We start from the raw sequence: 22,373 nt of genomic DNA on the forward strand, positions 1-22,373 counted from the left end.
TAGGTTTTCTAGCGGGTTGATTGTTATTCCCACTCCACAGTTGCAGGTGGTTTTGAAGTAATATCGTACACGATACGGTTTACATGTGCAACTTCGTTCACGATGCGCACAGAGATTTTTTGTAAAACATCCCAAGGGATACGGGCAAAGTCAGCGGTCATGCCGTCGATAGAAGTCACAGCACGGATACCGACTGTGTAATCGTAGGTACGGCCATCGCCCATAACGCCTACTGAGCGGATGCCAGGTAAGACAGTAAAGTACTGCCAAATGTCACGATCTAAGCCAGCTGCTGCGATTTCTTCACGTAGGATAGCATCTGAATCACGAACGATTTGTAATTTATCTTCTGTAATTTCACCAAGCACACGAATACCTAATCCTGGTCCTGGGAATGGTTGGCGCCAAACGATTGCATCAGGCATGCCAAGTTCAGTTCCTAAGGCACGAACTTCGTCTTTGAATAATGTATTTAAAGGTTCAATTAATTCAAATTGCATGTCTTCAGGAAGACCACCAACGTTGTGATGTGATTTAATTGTTTGCGCAGTTTCTGTACCAGATTCGATGACGTCTGTGTAAAGAGTTCCTTGTGCTAGGAATGAAACGCCTTCTTCCCCAGCAAGTTTAGTTGCTTCGTCATCAAAAACATACACAAATTCGTTACCGATGATTTTACGTTTTTGTTCAGGGTCAGAAACGCCTGCTAATTTGCTTAAGAAGCGTTCTTTTGCATCTACTTTAATAATGTTTAAGCCAAATTTACCGCCTAAACTTTCCATTACTTGTTCTGCTTCACCTTTACGTAATAATCCATGGTCAACGAAGATACAAGTTAATTGGTCGCCAATGGCTTTTTGTAAAAGCACGCCGACAACACTTGAGTCAACGCCACCTGATAAACCAAGTAAGACTTTTTTATCGCCTACTTGTTCACGGATTTTAGCGACTTCCATATCGATGAAGTTTTCCATGCTCCAGTCACCAGTACAGCCACAAACATCAAAAGCAAAGTGACGTAATAAGTCGTTACCATATTCTGAATGCCGAACTTCTGGGTGAAATTGTACGCCGTAGAATTTGCGGTTGGCATCTTCGATAGAAGCGATTGGACAATCGTTGCTTGTCCCAACTTTTTCGAATCCAGGAGCGATTTCTGTTACTAAATCACCGTGGCTCATCCAAACGGTTTGTTTCGCAGGTGTTCCTTGGAATAATGTCGCATCACCAAGGATTTCTAATTCTGCTTTTCCGTATTCACGGTTTGCGGCAGGTTCTACTTTTCCGCCTAAGTTATGAGTCATTAATTGCATACCGTAGCAGATGCCAAGAATGGGAATTCCTAACTCATAAATTTCTGGATCAATGCTAAAAGCATCTTTGTCATACACGCTGTTTGGTCCACCTGAGAAGATGATTCCTTTAGGCGCGATTTTGCGAATTTCTTCTGCCGTAGTTCGGTGGCTTAATAACTCAGAGAATACGCCAAATTCACGAATACGACGAGTAATCAATTGGTTAAACTGACTACCAAAGTCTAAAACAATAATTTTTTCGACAGATGTCAAATCGGCAACGTTAGTCACGTCTATTACCCCTTATCCATTTAAATTTATCTAAAGAAAAGGCGGTTAAAAAGTGGTCAGCACCAAGAATTAAGAAAGGATTTTCAAAAATTGTTTTACGATTTTTAGAAAATTTTGGCTTAATTCCGCAGGGGCTACTTTTAAACAGCCGAGAATCAGGCGGTTAAAAAGTGGTTCACTTTTGTTCCGTACTCTTCTTTGTCTAGCTATACTTATTAAAACATTTTACTCCTTGAAAGTCATGCATTCTGCTGAAAATTTTCAAGGATATTTCTACAAAAGATACAGGATATTTCTTAGCTCGTCAACCCTTAATATTTACGTAGATAGATTTGGTCAATCAAATGATTTTCCGTTTTATGCAAAATAATGTCCGCACGTCCGCGCGTTGGCAAGATATATTCCTCCAAGTTCGGCAAGTTCACGGTTTTCCAAACATTCCGTGCCATGGCGAAAGCATCTTCTCGTTTGCCAATTGCATATTGGTAATAATAATTATTAGGATCTAAGAAAGCCGTATCTAATAAGGCCCCAAAACGTTCTAGGTACCATTTTTCAATTAAGGCTGGATCGGCATCTACAAAAATAGAAAAATCAAAAAAATCACTCACATAAATTTGTTGATTGGCGGGTAACTGTAAGGTGTTAATGCCTTCAACAATCAAAATATCTGGTTGTTGAATCAACTCATATTCGCCTTCGATAACATCGTAGACACTGTGAGAATAGACGGGTGCTTTAATTTCGTCTTTGCCGCTTTTGACTTCGTTTAAGAAATTAATTAGCTTCTCCATGTCATAACTTTCAGGAAACCCTTTTCGGTCCATAATTCCCTGTTCTTCTAACACTTTATTGGGATACAAAAATCCATCCGTTGTAATGAGTTGAACGTTTCTTCGTTTAAACGTTCGGGCCAGAATTCTTTGCAAAAGACGAGCGGTGGTGCTTTTACCAACGGCGACACTGCCGGCAATTCCAATGATGAATGGTGGTACAGAGACATATTCATGTAGGAATAATCCTTTGCTAAGTGTTAGCGATTCAAATTCTTTCATGTACAAATGAATAAGATGCGTTAAGGGTACATAAATTTCTTGTACATCTTTTAGTGAAATTTGGTCGTTCACACTTTTAATGTTATCCAATTCTGCTTCGGTTAACGGTGCTTTGCCGTCATGATAAAACCCATGCCATTCTTCTCTGGAAATTGGGTAGTAATTCATTTTATCGTCCATTGTTCCTCCACCAAACCCTGTTCAATCTTTGTACATTTTACCATAATTTCACAAGGGAAACACAGGATTTTACAAAAGAATTCCCTTCTTCGCCAATTTATGATGAAAATGGTATCATGAAAAGAGAAAACTGTTAGAAAAGAGGGGAAAAGCCATGAGAAAAATTGTATTATTTGGTGATAGCATTACTGCTGGTTATTTAGAGGAAGCCGTCTCACCTGTTCTTGTTGACTTAGTGAAACGGGATATTGCTGCGATGGGTCTAGAAGAAGTGGCCGTTATTAATGCTGGAATGCCTGGCGATACAACAGAGGATGGTTTAAAACGATTAAATAAAGAAGTACTAATTGAGAAACCTGATGAGGTGGTGATTTTCTTTGGCGCCAATGATGCGTCACTGGATCGAAATATAACAGTAGCCACGTTTAGAGAAAACCTTGAAACAATGATTCACGAAATTGGTTCAGAAAAGGTGATTTTAATTACACCACCATATGCGGATAGTGGCAGACGTCCAGAACGTCCACAAACGCGTATCAAGGAATTGGTCAAGGTTGCACAAGAAGTCGGAGCGGCACATAACTTGCCAGTTATTGATTTGTATAAAGCGATGACTGTTTATCCTGGAACGGATGAATTTTTACAAGCGGATGGTTTGCATTTTTCACAAGTGGGCTATGAATTATTAGGTGCCTTGATTGTTCGAGAAATAAAAGGTAGACTAAAACCAAAACAAGCATAGATAGGAAGAACAAAATGGCGAATCATTATTATACAGAAAATCCAGAATTAGCACATGATTTAGAAAGCTGGTCTTTTCCATTACGTGGTCGGACCTTTCAGTTTACGACCGATAGCGGGGTCTTCTCAAGAGGAACAGTGGATTATGGTTCTCGTGTGTTGATTGATGCCTTTGAATGGGAAAATTTACCAGCAGGCCGTTTGTTAGATGTTGGTTGTGGCTATGGACCAATTGGGTTGTCCTTAGCAGCGGCGACTGGTCGACTGGTGGAAATGGTGGATGTCAACCAACGGGCAGTTGGGCTAGCTCAAATGAACGCCCAACGCAACCAAATTACTACTGTGGATATCCATTCTTCCAATGTGTATGAAACCTTAAACGAAACGACCTACGCGGCGATTGTTAGCAATCCGCCCATTCGTGCAGGCAAAAAAGTTGTCCATGGCATTTTAACAGGGGCTTTTCCGTTGTTGAAAGTTGGTGGCACACTAACGGTGGTTATTCAAAAGAAACAAGGTGCACCTAGTGCAGAAAAGAAAATGGCTGAAGTATTTGGCAATGTTGAAATTGTGACAAAAGACAAAGGCTATTATATTTTACGAAGTGTTAAAGAAGCAGAGTAAAAAAGAACCGCCACTTTAGTGGAGGTTCTTTTTTAGAATAGATATGCTTGATCAATTTTTTGGTTCAACAGTTTTTTTTCGTCTGGCGATAAAAAAGCACCTGCAAGCGCATTTTTAGTGAGTTGCTTCATTTCGTCATAACTTAATTGATACCAAGTGGCCAATTTCATGAATTCTTTCGTTAACGTAGTATCTGAAACAGTGCGATTATCGGTATTGATGCAGACGGCTAAGCCAGCCTCTATAAATTGTTGAAAAGGGTATTCAGCCAATGTTTTGACGGTGCCTGTTTGGAAGTTGCTAGTTGGACACATTTCTAAAAGAACCTTTTTTTCTTTTAAGAGCCCCAAATATTCGGGTGTATCTTTCAAAGCAATACCGTGCCCAATCCGAGTGGCACCTAAAGTGACAGCATCAGCGACATTTTTGCCACAGCCGCATTCCCCAGCGTGGAGTGTTAATGGAATTGACAATTGGTTGGCTAAAGCTAATACGTCTTCAAATGTGTATGGAGGGAAATCGACTTCATTGCCAGCTAAATCAAAGCCGACAACGCCTGTCTCTCTGAAATCATGCGCTAAGTGAACGATTTTTTCTATGGCTTGTTGTTGGTCATGCCGCATGCCGCATAACAGTGCATTGCTTTTTACACCAAAATCTTCTTCGCCTTGTTTTAAGCCAGTTAAAACAGCGGTCACGATTTCAGGTAACCGTAAGCCTTTTTCTGTATGTTGCGAAGGCGCAAAACGCACCTCTATGTAAGCCACGCCATCTTCGGCAGCTTGGCTAATCACGTCATACGCCGCTGCTTGCAAAGCTTCGGCCGTTTGTAGACAGGTTAGCACAAAGTCAAACCGAGTTAAATAATCATTCAAATCGGTGCATTTTTCAGGGGCAACCACTAACTCTTTCAAGGCTTGTTCGTCTTGGGGTAATGGAATGTTTTGTTTTTCAGCAATGGTGCGTAAAGTTGTTGGTCGAATCGACCCATCTAAGTGACAGTGCAGCTCGATTTTTGGTAATTGACGGACACGGGATTCTTCCATGAAAAAAATAGCCTCCATTTTCTTTTGTTTTTTAATCTTTTTAGTCTATTTCTTTTGTCTTTTTTTTGTTAAAATGTAAAAGATTCGATAAGTATTTTGAAGACTGTAACACGTCTACAAATGTCTGTCAATGCAAAAGGAGACGTTGGGAGGGGCGCGATGAAACTAACGATTAAAGAAATTGCTGATATGGCTGGTGTTTCTGTCACAACCGTCTCACAAATTCTGAATAATAAAGGGAGTCGTTTCAGTGAAAAAACCCGCAACAAGGTGTTGGCGGTAGTCGCTGAAAATCATTACAAACCAGATTATTTTGCTTCGAATGTAATCAACCGTCATTCCAAAACCATTGGTATGATTGTGCCAGATGTGACGGATTTCTTTTTCTCAAAAGTGATTGAAGGTGTGGAAACATATTTAAATTCGTTAGGCTACATGATTTTGTTATGCAATTCAAAGCATGATTCCGAGCAAGCGATGCAATATGTTAGCGAGTTGATTCATCGGTCGGTGGATGGCATTATTTTTGCCACGCCGAATGTTTTGCCAGAAAATCATATTTTAAAAGACCGACGAGAACATCCGATTCCTGTCATTCTTGTCGATCGTGGGATTAATCCACGAGATAGTGGACGATTAATCGTTAAAGAGTACGAAGGTGCTTATCAAGCGGTCCATCATTTGATTCAACAAGGGCATCAGCATATTGGCATGTTGCGTGAAAGTGCCGGCTATTATCGTTTGACGGAACGAGTGATGGCGTATCAGCATGCGTTACAGGACAACAATTTACCTTTTCGTCCGCATTATGTTTGTGCTGGGGAATTGAACTTGCATGGCGGCTATGCTGCGGCGAAAGAAGTTTTGAAAAATGAAGAAATCACAGCAATTTTTTGTGGCAATGATGAAATGGCGATGGGAGCTTATCAAGCCATTGAAGAAGCGGGCAAAAAAATTCCTGACGATATTTCGGTGGTTGGTTTTGATGGCTTGGAAATTTCCGAATATTTGGTGCCGAGTTTAACAACCGTCTATCAGCCGAGTTTTGATATTGGCTATTATGCAGCAAAATTTTTGGTGGAAGCTATTGCAGATCCAACAGGGAAAGTTCCAAATAAAGTTTTTGATGCGACGTTTATTGCTAGAAAAAGCACAAAACCGATTTAAAAAACAGCTTAGAAATAGAATGTTCGTGTTGTTTGCGTTTTCACGAGAAAAAAATAATAGTAAACTGGTTTACTAAATGGTTTAAAGCTGAACGATTTTGTTGTATAATACATTATCGGGAAATCGGAGGGAACGAATTCATGAGAATGGTAGACATTATTGAAAAGAAACGTGACGGGCATCAACTAACAAGCGAAGAAATTCAATTTATTATCAACGGATACACAGATGGTTCAATTCCAGATTATCAGGTAAGTGCCTTTTTAATGGCTGTTTTTTACCAAGATATGACAGACGAAGAAATTACACAAATGACGTTAGCGATGGTCCATTCAGGCGAAATTGTGGATCTTTCATCTATAGAAGGAATCAAAGTCGACAAGCATTCTACAGGTGGCGTAGGCGACACTACGACGCTTATTTTAGCGCCGTTAGTTGCTAGTGTCGGGGTCAATGTAGCAAAAATGTCTGGTCGTGGCTTAGGCTACACGGGCGGTACGTTGGATAAATTAGAAGCGATTCCTGGTTTTAAAGTTGAATTGACAGAAGAGCGTTTTATTCAATTGGTCAACGATACAAAAGTGGCAGTAATTGGTCAGTCAGGTGATCTAGCACCAGCAGACAAAAAACTTTATGCGTTACGTGATGTGACCGCCACTGTTGACTCAATTCCATTAATTGCAAGTTCCATTATGAGTAAAAAAATTGCCGCAGGGGCAGATGCGATTGTCTTAGACGTGACTACTGGTGAAGGGGCCTTTATGAAAGACCTAGCAAGTGCTCGTCGATTAGCAGAAACAATGGTTCGCATTGGGAAACTGGCAAATCGCCAAACGATGGCAGTAATTTCAGACATGTCACAACCTTTAGGGGAGGCCATCGGAAACAGTTTAGAAATCGTTGAAGCAATCGAGACCTTGCAAGGAAATGGACCAGAAGATTTAGTGGAGATGTGCTATGTCTTAGGAAGTCAGATGGTCGTTTTAGCTAAAAAAGCCGAGACGTTAGACGAAGCACGGGCTTTATTGGAAGAAGCTTTAACAAGCGGTCGAGCGCTCGCAAAATTTAAAGAAATGATTGAAAATCAAGGCGGCGACAGTTCCGTTGTTGACCAGCCAGAAAAATTATTAACCGCGACTTATCAATTTGATTTACCTGCCAAAGAAACAGGCGTGGTACAAAAAATCGTTGCCAATGAAATTGGCGTTGCCGCAATGTTGCTGGGCGCTGGTCGTGCTACGAAAGAAGATACGATTGATTTTGCAGTTGGCTTGAAACTTCACAAAAAAGTGGGGAGCCCAGTTGAAAAAGGCGAATCATTATTGACCATTTACGCCAATCGTGAAGACGTGACAGAAGTTGAACAATTGCTTTATAAAAACATTGAAATTGGACCAACCGGCGAAGAGCCTATTTTGATTCACGATATTATTACGGAATAAAACAAAAAGAAAAGAGGAATTCTCATCATGGAATTAAACCGCATGATTGACCACACTATTTTGAAACCAGAAGCGACAGAAGCCGCTGTCCAAAAAATTATTGACGAAGCTAAGGAGTACAACTTTTTCTCTGTATGTATCAATCCTTGTTGGGTCACTTTTGCTAGCGAGCAATTAGCTGATACCGACGTCGCTGTGTGTACCGTTATTGGCTTTCCTTTGGGGGCAAATACGCCAGAAGTTAAAGCATACGAAGCAGCTGATGCGATTAAAAATGGTGCGAATGAAGTGGATATGGTGATTAATATTGGTGCATTAAAATCACAACAATACGATCACGTACGTCAAGACATTCAAGGCGTAGTAGATGCAGCCAAAGGAAAAGCGTTAGTCAAAGTGATTATTGAAACAGCATTATTAACAGACGAAGAAAAAGTTAAAGCTTGTGAGTTAGCCAAAGAAGCAGGTGCCGATTTCGTTAAAACATCTACTGGCTTCTCAACAGGCGGCGCTAAAGTAGCAGACATTCGTTTAATGCGTGAGACAGTTGGTCCTGACATGGGCGTTAAGGCTTCTGGTGGCGTGCATAATGCAGAAGAAGCGTTAGCAATGATTGAAGCGGGGGCAACACGCATCGGTGCAAGTACGGGTGTAGCAATTGTTTCTGGCGCAACTGGCGAAGGGTATTAATTCGTATTTCAAATTAAACGAAGGTGTGGCGAAAAAGATGACAGTAAAACAAGAATGGCTTGATTGTGCCGTAGAAGCATTGGCACACGCCTATGTACCGTATTCTAACTTTCCTGTGGGCGCTTGCTTAGTGACTGCAGACGGGAAAATGTATCAAGGAGTCAACATTGAAAATGCCTCCTTTGGTTTAACAAATTGTGCAGAAAGAACGGCGATTTTTAAAGCCATTTCAGAAGATGAACGGACCTTCCAACATTTAGTTGTAGCAGGTAATACAGAGGCACCCATTTCTCCATGTGGCGCTTGTCGTCAAGTAATGGCTGAATTCTTTGATCCACAAATGCCAGTCACGCTAGTTGGTAAAGATGGCGCGACTAAAACAATGACAGTTGAGGCATTATTGCCCTATTCATTTACAGATAAAGATTTTTAAAAAAAGGACATAAGGTTTCGTTGGGCTCAAAGTAGATTTCAATAGCATAAATGCGAATGAAATAATAGATAAAATAGTAGGGGGCTTTTCGGAAAGTGAAACAAGCAAAATTTTTAGGTCTAGGATTGGCGGCAGTTGCCTTAACCATTGGGTTAGCTGCATGTGGTGGCAATAGCAAAAAGAACGCCAACACAAAAGGTGATCCACAACATAGTGTCGTAATGGTCACAGATACAGCCGGCATTGATGACAAATCTTTTAACCAATCTGCGTGGGAAGGAATGCAAGAGTGGGGCAAAGAGCACAAACTTCCAGAAGGACCTCAAGGGTATGCGTATATTCAATCAAATGAAGCATCTGATTATACATCAAACATTGACCAAGCCATTTCAAGTCAATTTAAAACGATTTTTGGCATTGGCTATTTACTAAAAAATGCAGTAGTAGATGCAGCGGACGCCAACCCAGAAACGAATTTCGTTCTAATCGACGATACAGTTAATGGGAAAAACAACGTCGCTTCTGCAACATTTAGAGATAATGAATCTGCGTATTTAGCAGGTGTGGCAGCAGCTAACACTACGAAAACCAACAAAGTAGGATTTATCGGCGGGGTTGAAGGACCTGTTATTGGCCGTTTCCAAGCTGGTTTTGAAAAAGGTGTAGCAGACGCTGGCAAAAAATTAGGCAAAGATATTCAAATTACGTCTACTTATGCAGGGACATTTGCAGACGCTTCAAAAGGACGGGCCTTAGCTTCTTCTATGTATCAAGCAGGTGCCGACATTATTTATCACGCAGCGGCGACTACAGGACAAGGAATCTTCCAAGAAGCCAAAGCGCTAAATGAAACAGGTTCAAAAGATAAAGTTTGGGTGATTGGTGTTGACCGTGACCAAAACGAAGACGGTAAATATACAACCAAAGATGGCAAGGATGATAACTTAACGTTAGCTTCAACCATTAAAGGGGTAAATATTGCTGTGAAAAAAATCTCTGATCTTGCATTAGAAGATAAATTCCCTGGCGGCGAACATTTAACTTATGGATTGAAAGATGGCGGTGTTGATTTAACAACAGAAGCCCTAAGCGATCAAGCCAAAACGGCAGTTAAAGAAGCCAAAGAACAAATCATCTCTGGTGACGTAAAAGTCCCAGACCAACCTTAGAAACAACTTAGTTGTTTAAATACATTAAACTATTTTTAGGAGGCTTTACAGAAATGAAAAAAGCAAAATTATTCGGTTTTAGTTTGATTGCATTAGGTTTATCAGTTTCACTTGCAGCATGTGGTGGTGGCAAAGGCAAAACCGCTGAAAGCGGCGGTGGCAAAGGGGATGCAGCGCATAGTGCTGTAATCATTACAGATACAGGTGGCGTGGATGACAAGTCGTTCAACCAATCTTCTTGGGAAGGATTGCAAGCTTGGGGTAAAGAACATGATTTACCAGAAGGTTCAAAAGGGTATGCATATATTCAATCGAATGATGCAGCTGACTATACAACAAATATTGACCAAGCGGTATCAAGTAAATTCAACACAATCTTTGGTATTGGCTACTTGCTAAAAGATGCAATTTCTTCTGCAGCAGATGCCAACCCTGATACAAACTTTGTTTTAATCGATGATCAAATCGATGGCAAAAAGAATGTCGTTTCTGCAACATTTAGAGATAATGAAGCAGCTTACTTAGCCGGTGTTGCTGCTGCAAACGAAACAAAAACGAACAAAGTCGGTTTTGTTGGTGGTGAAGAAGGGGTCGTAATTGACCGTTTCCAAGCTGGTTTTGAAAAAGGTGTGGCTGATGCTGCGAAAGAATTAGGTAAAGAAATTACTGTTGATACAAAATATGCGGCTTCATTTGCTGATCCTGCCAAAGGGAAAGCTTTAGCTGCTGCAATGTACCAAAATGGCGTTGATATCATCTTCCATGCTTCTGGTGCGACTGGACAAGGGGTCTTCCAAGAAGCAAAAGACTTGAATGAATCAGGTTCTGGCGACAAAGTTTGGGTAATCGGTGTTGACCGCGATCAAGATGCTGATGGCAAGTACAAAACAAAAGACGGCAAAGAAGACAACTTCACGTTAACTTCAACGCTTAAAGGTGTCGGCACAGCGGTTCAAGATATTGCCAACCGTGCGTTAGAAGACAAATTCCCTGGTGGCGAACATTTAGTTTATGGATTAAAAGATGGTGGCGTTGACTTAACAGACGGCTATTTAAACGACAAAACAAAAGAAGCTGTTAAAACAGCAAAAGATAAAGTAATCTCAGGTGACGTAAAAGTCCCAGAAAAACCAGAATAATTTAAGCTCCTAAATGAAAAAAGAAGGGCTCATTATTGTTCCTTCTAAAAATGAAGTGGTCCTTGGCAGCGACGGCTGCCAAGGAAACCCTTTATGATGTTTGGATTTTTAACTAAATAGTTGAGGTTCTTCAACTACTTAGTTAAGGGTCAAAATTACCCTCTAAAGTATTGCCAATATAATTTTGTTAGGAAGTGAATAGACCTTGTCTCAAGAAGAAAACGTAATTGAGATGCGTAAAATCACCAAAGAATTTGGGACGTTCAAAGCCAACGACCAAATTGATTTACAAGTAAAACCTGGTGAAATCCACGCACTGCTAGGTGAAAATGGTGCAGGCAAGTCGACCTTGATGAATATCTTATCAGGGCTATTGGAACCGACCTCAGGTGAGATTTATATGAATGGCGAAAAAGTCAACATTACAAGTCCTACTGCAGCCAATCGTTTAGGAATCGGAATGGTCCATCAGCATTTTATGTTAGTTGAAGCCTTTACTGTGACTGAAAATATTATCTTAGGTAGTGAACCTACCCATGGCGGTATTTTAGACCGGAAAAAAGCGAAAAAAGAGATTGAAGAAGTGTCTAAGCAATACGGGTTGGATGTAAATCCCAATGCCTATATTCGCGATATTTCTGTGGGTATGCAACAACGGGTTGAAATTTTAAAGACCTTATATCGCGGGGCGAACGTTTTAATTTTTGACGAACCAACCGCAGTATTAACGCCACAAGAAATTGATGAATTAATGATTATTTTGAAAGAACTAACCGATGAAGGCAAATCGATTATTTTAATTACACATAAGTTAGATGAAATTAAAAAAGTGGCGGACCGTTGTACGGTCATTCGCCGGGGGCAAAGTATTGGCACCGTCAATGTGAAAGACGTTTCTTCGCAACAGTTAGCCGATATGATGGTGGGCCGTTCTGTTTCTTTCAAAACAGAGAAAAAACCAGCGCAACCGAAAGAAACAATTTTATCAATTAAAGATTTAGTAGTGAAAGAAAGCCGCGGCTTAGATGCAGTGAAAAATCTTAGCTTAGATGTCCGAGCAGGGGAAGTTGTTGGAATTGCGGGGATTGATGGCAATGGACAAACAGAATTAATCCAAGCCTTAGCAGGATTAACCAAAGTCGAAAACGGGTCCATTCATTTGAATGAAAAAGAGATTACTAATCGCAAACCTCGGGAAATTACGGAAATGGGTGTCGCCCACGTTCCTGAAGACCGACATAAATATGGCTTGGTATTAGAGATGACATTGGCTGAAAATATTGGCCTACAAACGTATTACCAAAAACCATACAGTTCAACAGGTATTTTAAACTATCGAATGATTAACAAACATGCCCGTGAATTAATTGAAGAATATGATGTACGGACTCCTAATGAATTAGTACCAGCTCGGGCGCTTTCAGGTGGGAATCAGCAAAAAGCAATTATTGCCCGAGAAGTTGACCGCGATCCAGATTTGTTGATTGTTTCTCAACCAACACGCGGTTTAGATGTCGGAGCTATTGAATACATTCATCGTCGACTAATTGAACAAAGAGATAAAAATAAAGCTGTTTTATTAGTAAGTTTTGAATTAGACGAAATTTTGAACGTTTCTGATCGTATCGCTGTTATTCATGCGGGGGAAATTGTCGGAATTGTTGATCCGAAAGAAACGACAGAAAATGAATTGGGCTTGTTAATGGCTGGCTACTCATTGGAAGAAGCCCGTGCTGAGTTATCAAAAGTAGAGGCAGGTGAAACTGTTGAATAATCGTTCTGAAAAAATAAGAAATATTTTAGTCCCTGTGTTATCTGTTATTATGGGTTTCCTCTTAGGGGCAATTATTATGGTTATCTTTGGCTATGACCCAGTGGCTGGGTATCAAGCGATGTTTGAAACAGCTTTCCAAGGAAAGAAAAGTATTGGTGAGATTTTTGTCACCGCAGCACCGTTGATTTTTACCGCTTTAGGATTCTCGGTGGCAAATTCGGCTGGATTCTTTAATATCGGGCTTTCTGGACAAGCCTTATGTGGTTGGGTGGCTAGTATTTGGGTCGCTTTATCCATGCCTGATGCACCCCGGATGATTGCGTTGCCGGTGGCGATTATTGTTGGGGCAGTTGCAGGAGCTTTAGCAGCAGCCATCCCAGGTTTCTTGCGTGCCTATTTTGGGACGAGTGAAGTTATTGTTACGATTATGTTGAATTATATTTTATTATACACAGGAAATCATATTGCTAATAATGTCATGAAACCAAGTATTATGGCGAATAAAGGGATTACCAAAATGATTGGTGCGAATGCATCATTACGCTCACCGTTTTTAACAAGTATCAGTGATGGCTCTCGTTTGAACATCGGCATTTTCTTGGCCTTCATTTTCCTTATTCTTGTGTGGTTCTTGATGAAAAAAACAACGCTTGGTTTTGAAATTCGGTCGGTGGGGTTAAACCCATTTGCTTCTGAATATGCTGGAATGAGCAGCAAGCGAACAATTATTTTATCTATGATGATTTCAGGAACGCTGGCTGGTTTAGGTGGTGCGGTCCAAGGATTGGGGACTTTCCAAAACTTCTTTATTCAAAATACATCGTTGAGCATTGGGTTCGATGGTATGGCCGTGTCTCTATTAGGAGCAGGTAGCTCAATCGGGATTTTACTTTCCGCATTACTGTTTGGAATGTTAAAACTTGGTGGACAAGGAATGCCGTTGATAGCTGGTGTACCAACAGAATTAGTTGATGTTGTTATTGCAGCGATTATTTTCTTTGTGGGAATTAGTTATTTAATTCGTTTCTTGTTAGCAAAAGCGTCTGGTAGTAAAAAAGAAGTAGCGATTGTAGAAACAATTGAAGCGGCGCCAGACAAAAACAATCAAGAGGGGGGAGACATCTAATGGATTTAGCAACAATTTCCTCAATCATCACGCAAACATTAGTGTATGCAACTCCGCTCATCTTGACAGCATTAGGCGGAACGTTCTCAGAACGAAGTGGTGTGGTTAACGTTGGTTTGGAAGGTATTATGGTAATGGGCGCTTTCAGTTCGGTCGTTTTTAACTTGACGTTTGCTGATACATTTGGCGCGGCGACACCATGGATTGCTTGTTTAGTAGGAGGCGTTGTCGGGATTGTCTTTTCTCTCTTACATGCCGTTGCAACTATTAACTTACGAGCAGATCATATTATCAGTGGTACTGTCATTAACTTGATGGCACCGGCGCTAGGGGTTTTCCTAGTAAAAGTTATTTATCAAAAAGGACAAACAGATATGATTACACAATCATTTGGCTATTTTTCTTTCCCAGGATTGTCAAAAATTCCAGTAATTGGTGAACTATTCTTTGCAAAAACCTCTTTGCCAGCTTTCGTAGCAATTTTGATTGCGATTTTAGCTTGGTTTGTCATTTATAAAACACGTTTTGGCTTACGGTTACGTTCTGTGGGGGAACATCCACAAGCGGCAGATACATTGGGAATTAATGTCTACTTAATGCGTTATTCTGGCGTCTTGCTATCCGGCTTCTTAGGCGGTATGGGCGGAGCTGTCTTTGCTCAAAGTATTGCGGGTCGTTTTGGGATTACCACAATTGCAGGACAAGGGTTTATTTCAATGGCCGCAATGATCTTTGGTAAATGGAATCCACTTGGGGCAATGGGCGCAGCCTTATTCTTTGGCTTTGCACAAAACTTAAGTATTGCTGGGGAAAACCTACCAATTATTTCAGAAATTCCAAAAGTTTATCTACAAGCAGCACCATACGTATTGACCATTTTAGTCCTAGTTGTGTTCTTCGGAAAATCATCGGGACCAAAAGCGAACGGGAAAAATTACGTCAAAACGAAATAGATTTAAAACTGTCCGTTGTAAAATAACGGGCAGTTTTTTTGATTGTTCTTCAAACAACTTTAGCGAGAGAGCTTTTCCTAGTACTTATTTTCTCAATTTTTTCTAGTGAAGTACAAGAAATTGAAAATTCATTTCTTTTTGCTATGTTAAACTAAAAAAGTAAAACGCTATCAAAGTCTCGATTCTAAATAAAGAAAGGAGGAGTCATGAATAAAAAAGGAATTAGAATGGGTATTTTATTGATTTTAGGAATCATCCTAATTGGCATTGGAGGAAAAGTATTTATGGACAAACGGGCAGAACAAAAAGAACAAGATTTACTAGCAGTGGAAAAACAATCTGTTAAAGTGCTGAAAAATACCTTTGCGGATATAGCAGAAGTCAAATTTGAGCGTTCGGCTAAAAATGAAATGACAGGGTCGTACAGGATTGTTGTGACGGTGAGAAGTAATACTGGTAGCACTGCTTATTTTGATTATGGGTTTGTAAAGGATAGTAAAGAACTTGATGATTATGGAGTGGTCGACAGAGAAGTTCAGAAAAAAGGAATAACCAAAAATGTTGTTAAAGTGATATTTTCTAATGGGCAGGAGATGTTAATTTGAATATAACAGACAAAAGTTATAATAAAATAAGTGGTGCTGTTTATTGGTTGGATCCAAAAGATAAGAAATATTCTCCTACACTAAAAGAGAATGTTGTTCATAACCTTGGTGGTACTGAATTCCAAATTCTCAAAATCCAAGAGAATTCTCAGACGGATGGGATGCAAGCGATGGCTGTTGTGTCAAACATAAATATCAGATGAAGATACATAGGTTAAGCAATTAACTATGAATAAATAAAAGGAGGAGCTATGAATAAAAAAGGAATTAGAGTAGGTATTTTATTGATTTTAGGAATCATCCTAATTGGCATTGGAGGGAAAGTATTTATGGACAAACGGGCAGAACAAAAAGAACAAGATTTACTAGCAGTAGAGAAACAATCAGTGAAAGTACTGAAAAATACCTTTGCGGATATTAAGGAAGTCAAATTCCATGAAGCAGGAAAAAACGAAATGACAGGGTCTTATGGAATGTATGTGACAATGTTTAATAAGAATAACGACTCTGTAAAATTTGATTATGGATTTTGGAAAGAGAGGAATGAATTGGGAGATTATGGAGTAGAAGATGAAGCGGTACAAAAAGAAGGAGTCACAACTACTTCAGTAAAAGTAACATACACTAATGGGCAGGAGGAGTTGATTTAATGATAACTGACCAAGACTATAATCAATTAAGTGATAGAGTTTATTGGCTAGACCCTAAGCATAAAAGATATACACCGAGTATTAAAGAAGGAAGAATACGTAAATTTGGAAATTTAAAATTCCAAATCCTCAAAATCCAAGAGAATTCTCAGACGGATGGGATGCAAGCGATGGCTGTGGCTCCTTTAGATAAGCAAGGGGTTCCTGATTTGTCGCAAATTGTGATTAGTTATGCTGGCACCAATCCTGGTGATTGGAAAGATGTGGAAACGGACTTGCGCACGATTGGTGGTTTTTGGGACAAAACGGCATCTCCTGGTTTTTCCAATGCACGGAGTCTGCAACGTTTGGCTGGGCAACTGAGTTCGGCGGTGGCTTTTGCTGAGGCAGTCAAACAAGAATACAGCGAGGCCACTTTTTCTACTACCGGACATTCTTTAGGGGAATATTTAGCGTTGTATATTGCCGCGGAAAATCAATGGAAAAATGTCGGTTTTAATGGGCCGGACCCGTATGAGGTGTTAACACCAGCTGCTAAAAAGTGGGTTGCTGCAAATCCTGGCTGGTTAACCAATTACCGCAATCAGGCGGATTTTGTAGGCAATTTAATGGGCAATGGCACTGGTGCAGAAATCAAAGTTGCTTTGCAAATGAGGCTGCAGAATCCTTTAAAATCTCATGATTTAGCCAATTGGCGCTTTGATGCAGATGGTTATTTGGTAATTCCTGAGAATGAACACAATTTAGAAGCGAGCCTTCAAAGACAAGAGCGAAAAGCCATGACAGCTTTTTCCAGTGAGTTAGCCAACTTATAAGTTTTAAAGAAAAAGTTACTGAAAAATGGTGGCGGTTTATCAAGTAGTCAACAAATTTATTTAGAGGATGCTCAAGCCCGAGCGGTGGTTAAACTGGCGGCTCGTAATGCAAAAGAGGCGATGGAGCGAGTGATTCGCGTTCATCAGGAAGCTATTCGAAATTTAGAGAGAAATTGGGAAACAGGCCTTCATTCAGCTAGAAACGCTGTTCAGACGCTAACTGAAGCGGAGATTATGGAAGCTTTAGCTAGTGTGGGTGTCACCAAGCAAAGTCAAGTGTTTCAACCGAAAGAAACCCATGAACTACGTATCCAACAAGCCAAAGAAAAAAGCGCAGCCTTTGATGCTTTAGAACGAGAAATCACTGCCAAACTCGCTGAAATAGTTACCCGCGATAGCGAACTGGCAAGTCAATTTAGATAGGAGTAAAGATGACATTGGATGAATTACAAACAAAGTATCGCAAAGAACGACAAGGTTTAGAGGAACAGGGTGATGAGTTACGACGGACTCAGTTGCGAGGAGAACAAATGGTAATGGAAACTGAACAGCGTTTAAGAAGTGCCTTAAACAGTTTGGCGTTAGACGGAGAACCTTTACATCGAGCCAAAAGAGACCATTCAATGATGGTTGAACAGTTTCAAGAAACTATCCAGTTAGAACGACGAAAAATAAACCATAAAATAGAGAATTTAGAACAAACTTATCGAAGTGAGTATCAAAAACGAAGCAATGAAAAGAGGTAATTTAGTGGAAGAAATGATTCAACGGTTGTTAAAGGAGTTAGCTAGAAGTGCAGATAAAGCCAATGTTCGTTCTGTAGGAGTAGCAATGCAACAACGGGTTGCTCAGGAGAAGAATCAGGCAAATCAAAGGCATCGCAAGCTAGTCGTCGAAGCAGCAACAAGTTTTGGGACAAGGCAGCAACAACTAGGAACGGCTCTTAAAGGACAGTTTGGTAACAAAGTAAAAGAAGCCTTTCAAAGACAAACAATTAGTTTGAAGCAGTTCTTGTAGGAATATTACAATGACAAAAGGATTTTATGCGTTCATTTTTAAGAAGAAAATTGAAGGAATCTCAGCAATGCTCTAGGGAACAGCCTGGGGCTTTTTTAGTGTAATTATTTCTTTATATTTTAGAAAAAGTTGCTTTTTCTAAAATATAAGCCAGTCTTAAACACGCAATAATAGCGGATTCATGGTATAATTGAAGAGCTGAGAATAAATAGATTATTCTGTTTGATTCTCGAGACTATTTAAAAGGCTAGCGTAAAATAATTGTCATTCTTGACGTATTTACGACCTTAGAGGAGGAAGCAAGTGTGTTTAAACGTGTTCATTTAATCGTACTAGATTCAGTCGGTATTGGTGAAGCACCAGATGCTGAAAAATTTGGAGATGTCGGCAGTGATACACTGGGTCATATTGCCAAAGAAGCGGGACTAACCATTCCTCATTTAGAAAAACTTGGATTGGGAACTATTGCTCCTTTAACAGGTGTCAAAGCAGTGGCAGACCACGATGGCTATGCCACCAAATTAGAAGAAATTTCTGTTGGAAAAGATACTATGACCGGTCACTGGGAAATTATGGGCTTGAACATCAAAAAACCTTTTCGAGTATTCCCAAACGGCTTTCCTGAAGAATTACTGAAACAAATTGAAGATTTTTCTGGGCGAAAAGTTGTTTGTAACAAACCATATAGCGGGACAGCAGTCATTGATGATTACGGCGAACATCAAATGAAAACAGGGGATTTAATCGTTTATACTTCAGCGGACCCTGTTTTACAAATTGCGGCGCATGAAGACATTATTCCATTAGAAGAATTGTATAAAATTTGTCAATATGTTCGTGACATTACGAAAGACGAACCTTATATGATTGGTCGGATTATCGCTCGCCCGTATGTTGGTGAACCAGGTAATTTCACTCGAACCAGTAACCGTCATGACTATGCTCTAGATCCTTTTGGCCATACTGTTTTAGATTCGTTAAAAGAAAACGGCAATGATGTGATCGCTGTTGGGAAAATTAACGACATCTTTAATGGACAAGGAATTACTGAAGCTATCCGCACGAAGAGCAATATGGATGGGGTGGATCAATTATTAACGGTCATGAACAAAGATTTCACAGGCTTAAGTTTTACTAACTTAGTGGATTTCGATGCGCTGTATGGCCACCGTCGTGATGTGAAGGGCTATGCAAAAGCCATCGAAGATTTTGATGGTCGTTTGCCAGAGATTATGGCAGCTATGGCCGAAGATGATTTGCTTTTAATTACAGCAGATCACGGGAATGACCCAACTTTCCCAGGAACAGACCACACACGTGAATATGTGCCTTTATTGGCTTATAGTAAAAAAATGACAAAACAAGGCAGCTTGCCACAAGGATTTTATTCAGATATTTCAGCAACGATTGCTGAAAACTTTGAAGTTCCTGCAACGGAAAACGGTCAAAGCTTTTTAAATCAATTACAATAATTCGAGGAGGCAACACATGACAACGTTAACGAATCATTTAAACGAAACAACTGAGTTTTTGAAAGAAAAAGGGGTGCAACAAGCAGACTTCGGTCTAATCTTAGGTTCAGGGTTAGGTGAATTAGCTAATGAAATAACCGATGCGATTGCTATTCCTTTCTCTGAAATTCCCCATTTTTCTGTTTCAACAGTCGTTGGACATGCTGGACAATTAGTTTACGGAACGCTTTCTGGAAAAAAAGTTTTGGCGATGCAAGGACGTTTTCATTATTATGAAGGACATTCGATGCAAACGGTCACTTATCCCGTTCGTGTGATGGCTGCTTTAGGCATTCATTCAATGATTGTAACCAACGCAGCTGGTGGCGTAAATGAAACATATACACCGGGAAATTTGATGTTAATCAATGACCACATTAATTTTACAGGCGATAATCCGTTAATTGGTGAAAATGATGAAGAAATCGGGCCGCGTTTTCCAGATATGAGTCATGCTTACACGCAAGAATATCGGGAAGTGGCAAAAAAAGTGGCTGCGGAACAAAATATTGATTTAAAAGAAGGCGTGTATATGGGCTTTTCTGGCCCGACATATGAAACGCCTGCAGAAATTCGGATGTCACGGACGATGGGTGCGGATGCAGTTGGCATGTCAACTGTTTCGGAGGTCATTGTAGCTGTGCATAGTGGCATGAAAGTACTAGGCATCTCTTGTATTACGAATTTAGCAGCTGGTATGCAAAGTAGCTTAAATCATGCAGAAGTAGTTGAAACAACTGAACGCGTTAAAGGACAATTCAAAGAGTTAGTGAAAGCAACACTAGCAGCTTTATAAAAAAAGGAGTAAACCAGAATGAGTGTGCATATCGAAGCAAAACCAGGTGAAATTGCCGATAAAATTTTACTACCAGGGGATCCCCTCCGAGCAAAATATATTGCGGAAACTTTTTTAGAGAATCCTGTCTGCTATAATCAAGTTCGTGGGATGTTAGGTTACACAGGAACGTATAAGGGACAGCGTGTTTCGGTTCAAGGAACAGGGATGGGGATGCCTTCAGCAGGTATTTATGCCCATGAGTTAATCAACTCTTACGATGTGAAGAAGTTAATTCGTGTTGGTACGTGTGGTTCTATTTCAGAAAAAGTCAACGTTCGTGAATTAGTTATCGCACAAGCAGCAGCGACGCCTTCTTCCGCGATTCGCAATGATTTTCCTAAATATGATTTTCCACAAATTGCGAGCTTTGATCTTTTACTCAAATCTTACGAAATTGCTAAAGCAAAAGGCTTTACTACCCATGTTGGTAACGTATTGTCAGATGATGTTTTTTACAAAGATAGCTTAGATGATGTCTTTCGTTTAGGTCGATACGGGGTATTAGCGATTGAAATGGAAGCGGCAATGTTATATTATTTAGCAGCAAAATTTGATGTAGAAGCATTGGCGATTATGACGGTGAGTGATAGCTTGGTGACAGGCGAAGAAACAACGGCAGAAGAACGCCAAACGACGTTTAATGAAATGATTGAAGTTGGTTTAGAAACGGCAATTGCTAATTAAAAAAATGCTTGGATGATTGTTTTCATCCAAGCATTTTTTTAATTTAAGAGCGCTTTTTTTACATCTTCAACAATTTTGGTATTCGCAATAGGTCCGTTGTATAACCAACTACTTTTTTTATCATAGGTATGAACTTGGTTATTTTTCACAGCAGGTAAGTTCTTCCAAATTGCTTCTTGGAAAAGAGGTGCTGATTCATCGCTATTTACAAGGAAAATATGGTCTGCGTCAAGCTCAGCTAATTTTTCTAAAGAAACTTGATTCCAATCCGCAGTAGCATTTTTAGAAATTTCTTCCACTAATTTTGGAACTTGGAGGCCTAAGTCCTGATAGAGCACGGTTCCGCTTGAGCGATTATCGCTAACCATAAAGACTTGGTTGTTGGTTACCCATAAGACTGCCGCAGATTTGCCAGCATCTTTTTTGCCAAGGTCTTCTTGGACGCCTTTGGTTAAGGTATCATAATCTTCTAACACTTTTTTCGCTTGTTCTTTTTTATCTAAAACAGTGGCAATATCTTCCAATTGATCACGCCAGGTGACATTTTCGCCGTTTTTGACTACATAAGTTGGCGCAATTTTACTGTATTCTTTGTATTTACCGCCTTCAACTAGAGCAGATGAACTGATTAATAATAAGTCAGGTTCAAATTTTAGAACCGCTTCATATGGTAAGTCATAGGAAATAGTGGGGACATCTTTCAATTCTTTCGCTAAATAATCTTGAATGCTGCCTTGTCCAACTGTCCATTGTGCCACTGGTTTTTCTCCTAATGCAACTAGATAATCTTCTAAATAACTCGCAATAATCCGTTTGGGTTTCGCGGGGACGGTTACTTTATTGCCTAAGGTATCTGTTACTTCATGTGTTTTGTCAGCGTTGTTGGCTTCTTTATTCGTATTACCACAAGCTGCGAGTAAGAATGAACCAAGAAGAAGGGTGGTACCAATTAGGACCGTCTTTTTTAAAAGTTTCATTGTGTAACTCCTTTATTTTTAGTTGATAACGATTCTCATTATCAGTTAAAAACGACCGTTTGTCAATCATCGCTTGCTTTTTTGAGCAAATAAGTTGCATTTTTTAGATAATTCGTTTTTTTGATTGGAAGAAACATTGCTTTTTAAGGAA

The 22,373-nt window shown here is 39.9% G+C and carries 22 protein-coding genes and 2 pseudogenes; 20 read left to right on the plus strand and 4 right to left on the minus strand.

Going from position 1 to position 22,373, the window contains the following annotated elements; translation table 11 throughout:
• Positions 1 to 23: 23 nt before the first annotated feature.
• Complete coding sequence (gene guaA, locus IGK70_RS00545) at positions 24 to 1,586, minus strand: glutamine-hydrolyzing GMP synthase (protein WP_002356158.1); 1,563 nt, start codon at positions 1,584 to 1,586, stop codon at positions 24 to 26.
• A 311-nt stretch (positions 1,587 to 1,897) separates the two neighbouring features.
• Positions 1,898 to 2,821, minus strand: a complete 924-nt coding sequence (gene coaA, locus IGK70_RS00550) for a type I pantothenate kinase (protein ID WP_002356160.1) — start codon at positions 2,819 to 2,821, stop codon at positions 1,898 to 1,900.
• A gap of 154 nt (positions 2,822 to 2,975) precedes the next feature.
• Between coaA and IGK70_RS00555 the strand changes: the two genes are divergently transcribed.
• Together IGK70_RS00555 and IGK70_RS00560 are read left to right on the plus strand one after the other, a co-directional pair.
• Positions 2,976 to 3,563 carry an SGNH/GDSL hydrolase family protein gene (locus tag IGK70_RS00555; RefSeq protein ID WP_002383835.1) on the plus strand — a complete coding sequence of 196 codons (588 nt, stop codon included), beginning with the start codon at positions 2,976 to 2,978 and terminating at the stop codon, positions 3,561 to 3,563.
• Positions 3,564 to 3,577: 14 nt separating this feature from the next.
• Positions 3,578 to 4,186: a class I SAM-dependent methyltransferase gene (locus IGK70_RS00560; protein WP_002356162.1), complete on the plus strand. Its 609-nt coding sequence runs from the start codon at positions 3,578 to 3,580 to the stop codon at positions 4,184 to 4,186.
• A gap of 32 nt (positions 4,187 to 4,218) precedes the next feature.
• Here IGK70_RS00560 and add read toward each other — a convergent pair whose 3' ends face one another.
• Complete coding sequence (gene add / locus IGK70_RS00565; RefSeq protein ID WP_002394590.1) at positions 4,219 to 5,250, minus strand: adenosine deaminase; 1,032 nt, start codon at positions 5,248 to 5,250, stop codon at positions 4,219 to 4,221.
• A 141-nt stretch (positions 5,251 to 5,391) separates the two neighbouring features.
• Between add and IGK70_RS00570 the strand changes: the two genes are divergently transcribed.
• The 18 genes and pseudogenes from IGK70_RS00570 (at position 5,392) to deoD (ending at position 21,245) form a co-directional block, all read left to right on the plus strand.
• Positions 5,392 to 6,399: a substrate-binding domain-containing protein gene (locus IGK70_RS00570; RefSeq protein WP_104855884.1), complete on the plus strand. Its 1,008-nt coding sequence runs from the start codon at positions 5,392 to 5,394 to the stop codon at positions 6,397 to 6,399.
• Positions 6,400 to 6,539: 140 nt separating this feature from the next.
• Positions 6,540 to 7,841 (plus strand): pyrimidine-nucleoside phosphorylase, encoded by a 1,302-nt coding sequence (locus IGK70_RS00575; protein WP_002356165.1) that lies wholly within the window; start codon positions 6,540 to 6,542, stop codon positions 7,839 to 7,841.
• 27 nt (positions 7,842 to 7,868) lie between these two features.
• A complete protein-coding gene (deoC, locus tag IGK70_RS00580) occupies positions 7,869 to 8,531 on the plus strand; it encodes a deoxyribose-phosphate aldolase (RefSeq protein WP_104855886.1) in 663 nt (220 codons plus the stop codon).
• Complete coding sequence (locus IGK70_RS00585; protein ID WP_002387503.1) at positions 8,500 to 8,964, plus strand: cytidine deaminase; 465 nt, start codon at positions 8,500 to 8,502, stop codon at positions 8,962 to 8,964. Before deoC ends, IGK70_RS00585 begins: the two co-directional genes overlap by 32 nt.
• A 95-nt stretch (positions 8,965 to 9,059) precedes the next feature.
• The gene (locus IGK70_RS00590; protein WP_002356168.1) at positions 9,060 to 10,133 is read left to right on the plus strand and encodes a BMP family lipoprotein; all 1,074 of its coding nucleotides are present in this window, start codon (positions 9,060 to 9,062) and stop codon (positions 10,131 to 10,133) included.
• A gap of 53 nt (positions 10,134 to 10,186) precedes the next feature.
• Entirely contained in the window at positions 10,187 to 11,272 is a 1,086-nt protein-coding gene (locus IGK70_RS00595) for a BMP family lipoprotein (protein ID WP_002356169.1), read from the plus strand.
• 205 nt (positions 11,273 to 11,477) lie between these two features.
• Entirely contained in the window at positions 11,478 to 13,046 is a 1,569-nt protein-coding gene (locus tag IGK70_RS00600) for an ABC transporter ATP-binding protein (RefSeq protein WP_002381361.1), read from the plus strand.
• Entirely contained in the window at positions 13,039 to 14,172 is a 1,134-nt protein-coding gene (locus IGK70_RS00605) for an ABC transporter permease (RefSeq protein ID WP_002356171.1), read from the plus strand. The genes IGK70_RS00600 and IGK70_RS00605 overlap by 8 nt, the downstream gene beginning before the upstream one ends.
• On the plus strand, positions 14,172 to 15,125 hold the full coding sequence (locus tag IGK70_RS00610) for an ABC transporter permease (RefSeq protein ID WP_002356172.1): 954 nt from the start codon (positions 14,172 to 14,174) through the stop codon (positions 15,123 to 15,125). Before IGK70_RS00605 ends, IGK70_RS00610 begins: the two co-directional genes overlap by 1 nt.
• 206 nt (positions 15,126 to 15,331) lie before the next feature.
• Positions 15,332 to 15,730: a hypothetical protein gene (locus IGK70_RS00615; protein ID WP_104855887.1), complete on the plus strand. Its 399-nt coding sequence runs from the start codon at positions 15,332 to 15,334 to the stop codon at positions 15,728 to 15,730.
• Positions 15,727 to 15,909 (plus strand): annotated as a pseudogene (locus IGK70_RS00620) (lipase); the annotation flags it as partial. The gene IGK70_RS00615 and the pseudogene IGK70_RS00620, both read left to right, overlap by 4 nt.
• Before the next feature lie 72 nt (positions 15,910 to 15,981).
• Positions 15,982 to 16,380, plus strand: a complete 399-nt coding sequence (locus IGK70_RS00625; RefSeq protein ID WP_104855889.1) for a hypothetical protein — start codon at positions 15,982 to 15,984, stop codon at positions 16,378 to 16,380.
• A pseudogene (locus IGK70_RS00630) lies at positions 16,380 to 17,618 on the plus strand (lipase). Before IGK70_RS00625 ends, IGK70_RS00630 begins: the two are co-directional and overlap by 1 nt.
• 8 nt (positions 17,619 to 17,626) lie before the next feature.
• Complete coding sequence (locus tag IGK70_RS00635) at positions 17,627 to 17,941, plus strand: hypothetical protein (RefSeq protein WP_104855890.1); 315 nt, start codon at positions 17,627 to 17,629, stop codon at positions 17,939 to 17,941.
• 13 nt (positions 17,942 to 17,954) lie between these two features.
• Positions 17,955 to 18,212, plus strand: coding sequence for a hypothetical protein (locus IGK70_RS00640; RefSeq protein ID WP_224798854.1), 258 nt, complete (start codon positions 17,955 to 17,957; stop codon positions 18,210 to 18,212).
• Positions 18,213 to 18,517: 305 nt separating this feature from the next.
• Positions 18,518 to 19,684, plus strand: coding sequence for a phosphopentomutase (gene deoB / locus IGK70_RS00645; RefSeq protein WP_002356179.1), 1,167 nt, complete (start codon positions 18,518 to 18,520; stop codon positions 19,682 to 19,684).
• A gap of 16 nt (positions 19,685 to 19,700) precedes the next feature.
• Entirely contained in the window at positions 19,701 to 20,519 is an 819-nt protein-coding gene (locus IGK70_RS00650; protein ID WP_002356180.1) for a purine-nucleoside phosphorylase, read from the plus strand.
• An 18-nt stretch (positions 20,520 to 20,537) separates the two neighbouring features.
• Positions 20,538 to 21,245 (plus strand): purine-nucleoside phosphorylase, encoded by a 708-nt coding sequence (gene deoD / locus IGK70_RS00655; RefSeq protein ID WP_002359338.1) that lies wholly within the window; start codon positions 20,538 to 20,540, stop codon positions 21,243 to 21,245.
• Between the two features lie 38 nt (positions 21,246 to 21,283).
• Here the strand turns inward: deoD and IGK70_RS00660 are convergent, their stop codons facing one another.
• Positions 21,284 to 22,222 (minus strand): iron-hydroxamate ABC transporter substrate-binding protein, encoded by a 939-nt coding sequence (locus IGK70_RS00660; protein WP_438775147.1) that lies wholly within the window; start codon positions 22,220 to 22,222, stop codon positions 21,284 to 21,286.
• Between the last annotated feature and the right edge of the window lie 151 nt (positions 22,223 to 22,373).

Source organism: Enterococcus sp. DIV0358 (genome assembly GCF_051713465.1).
Lineage (GTDB): Bacteria > Bacillota > Bacilli > Lactobacillales > Enterococcaceae > Enterococcus > Enterococcus faecalis.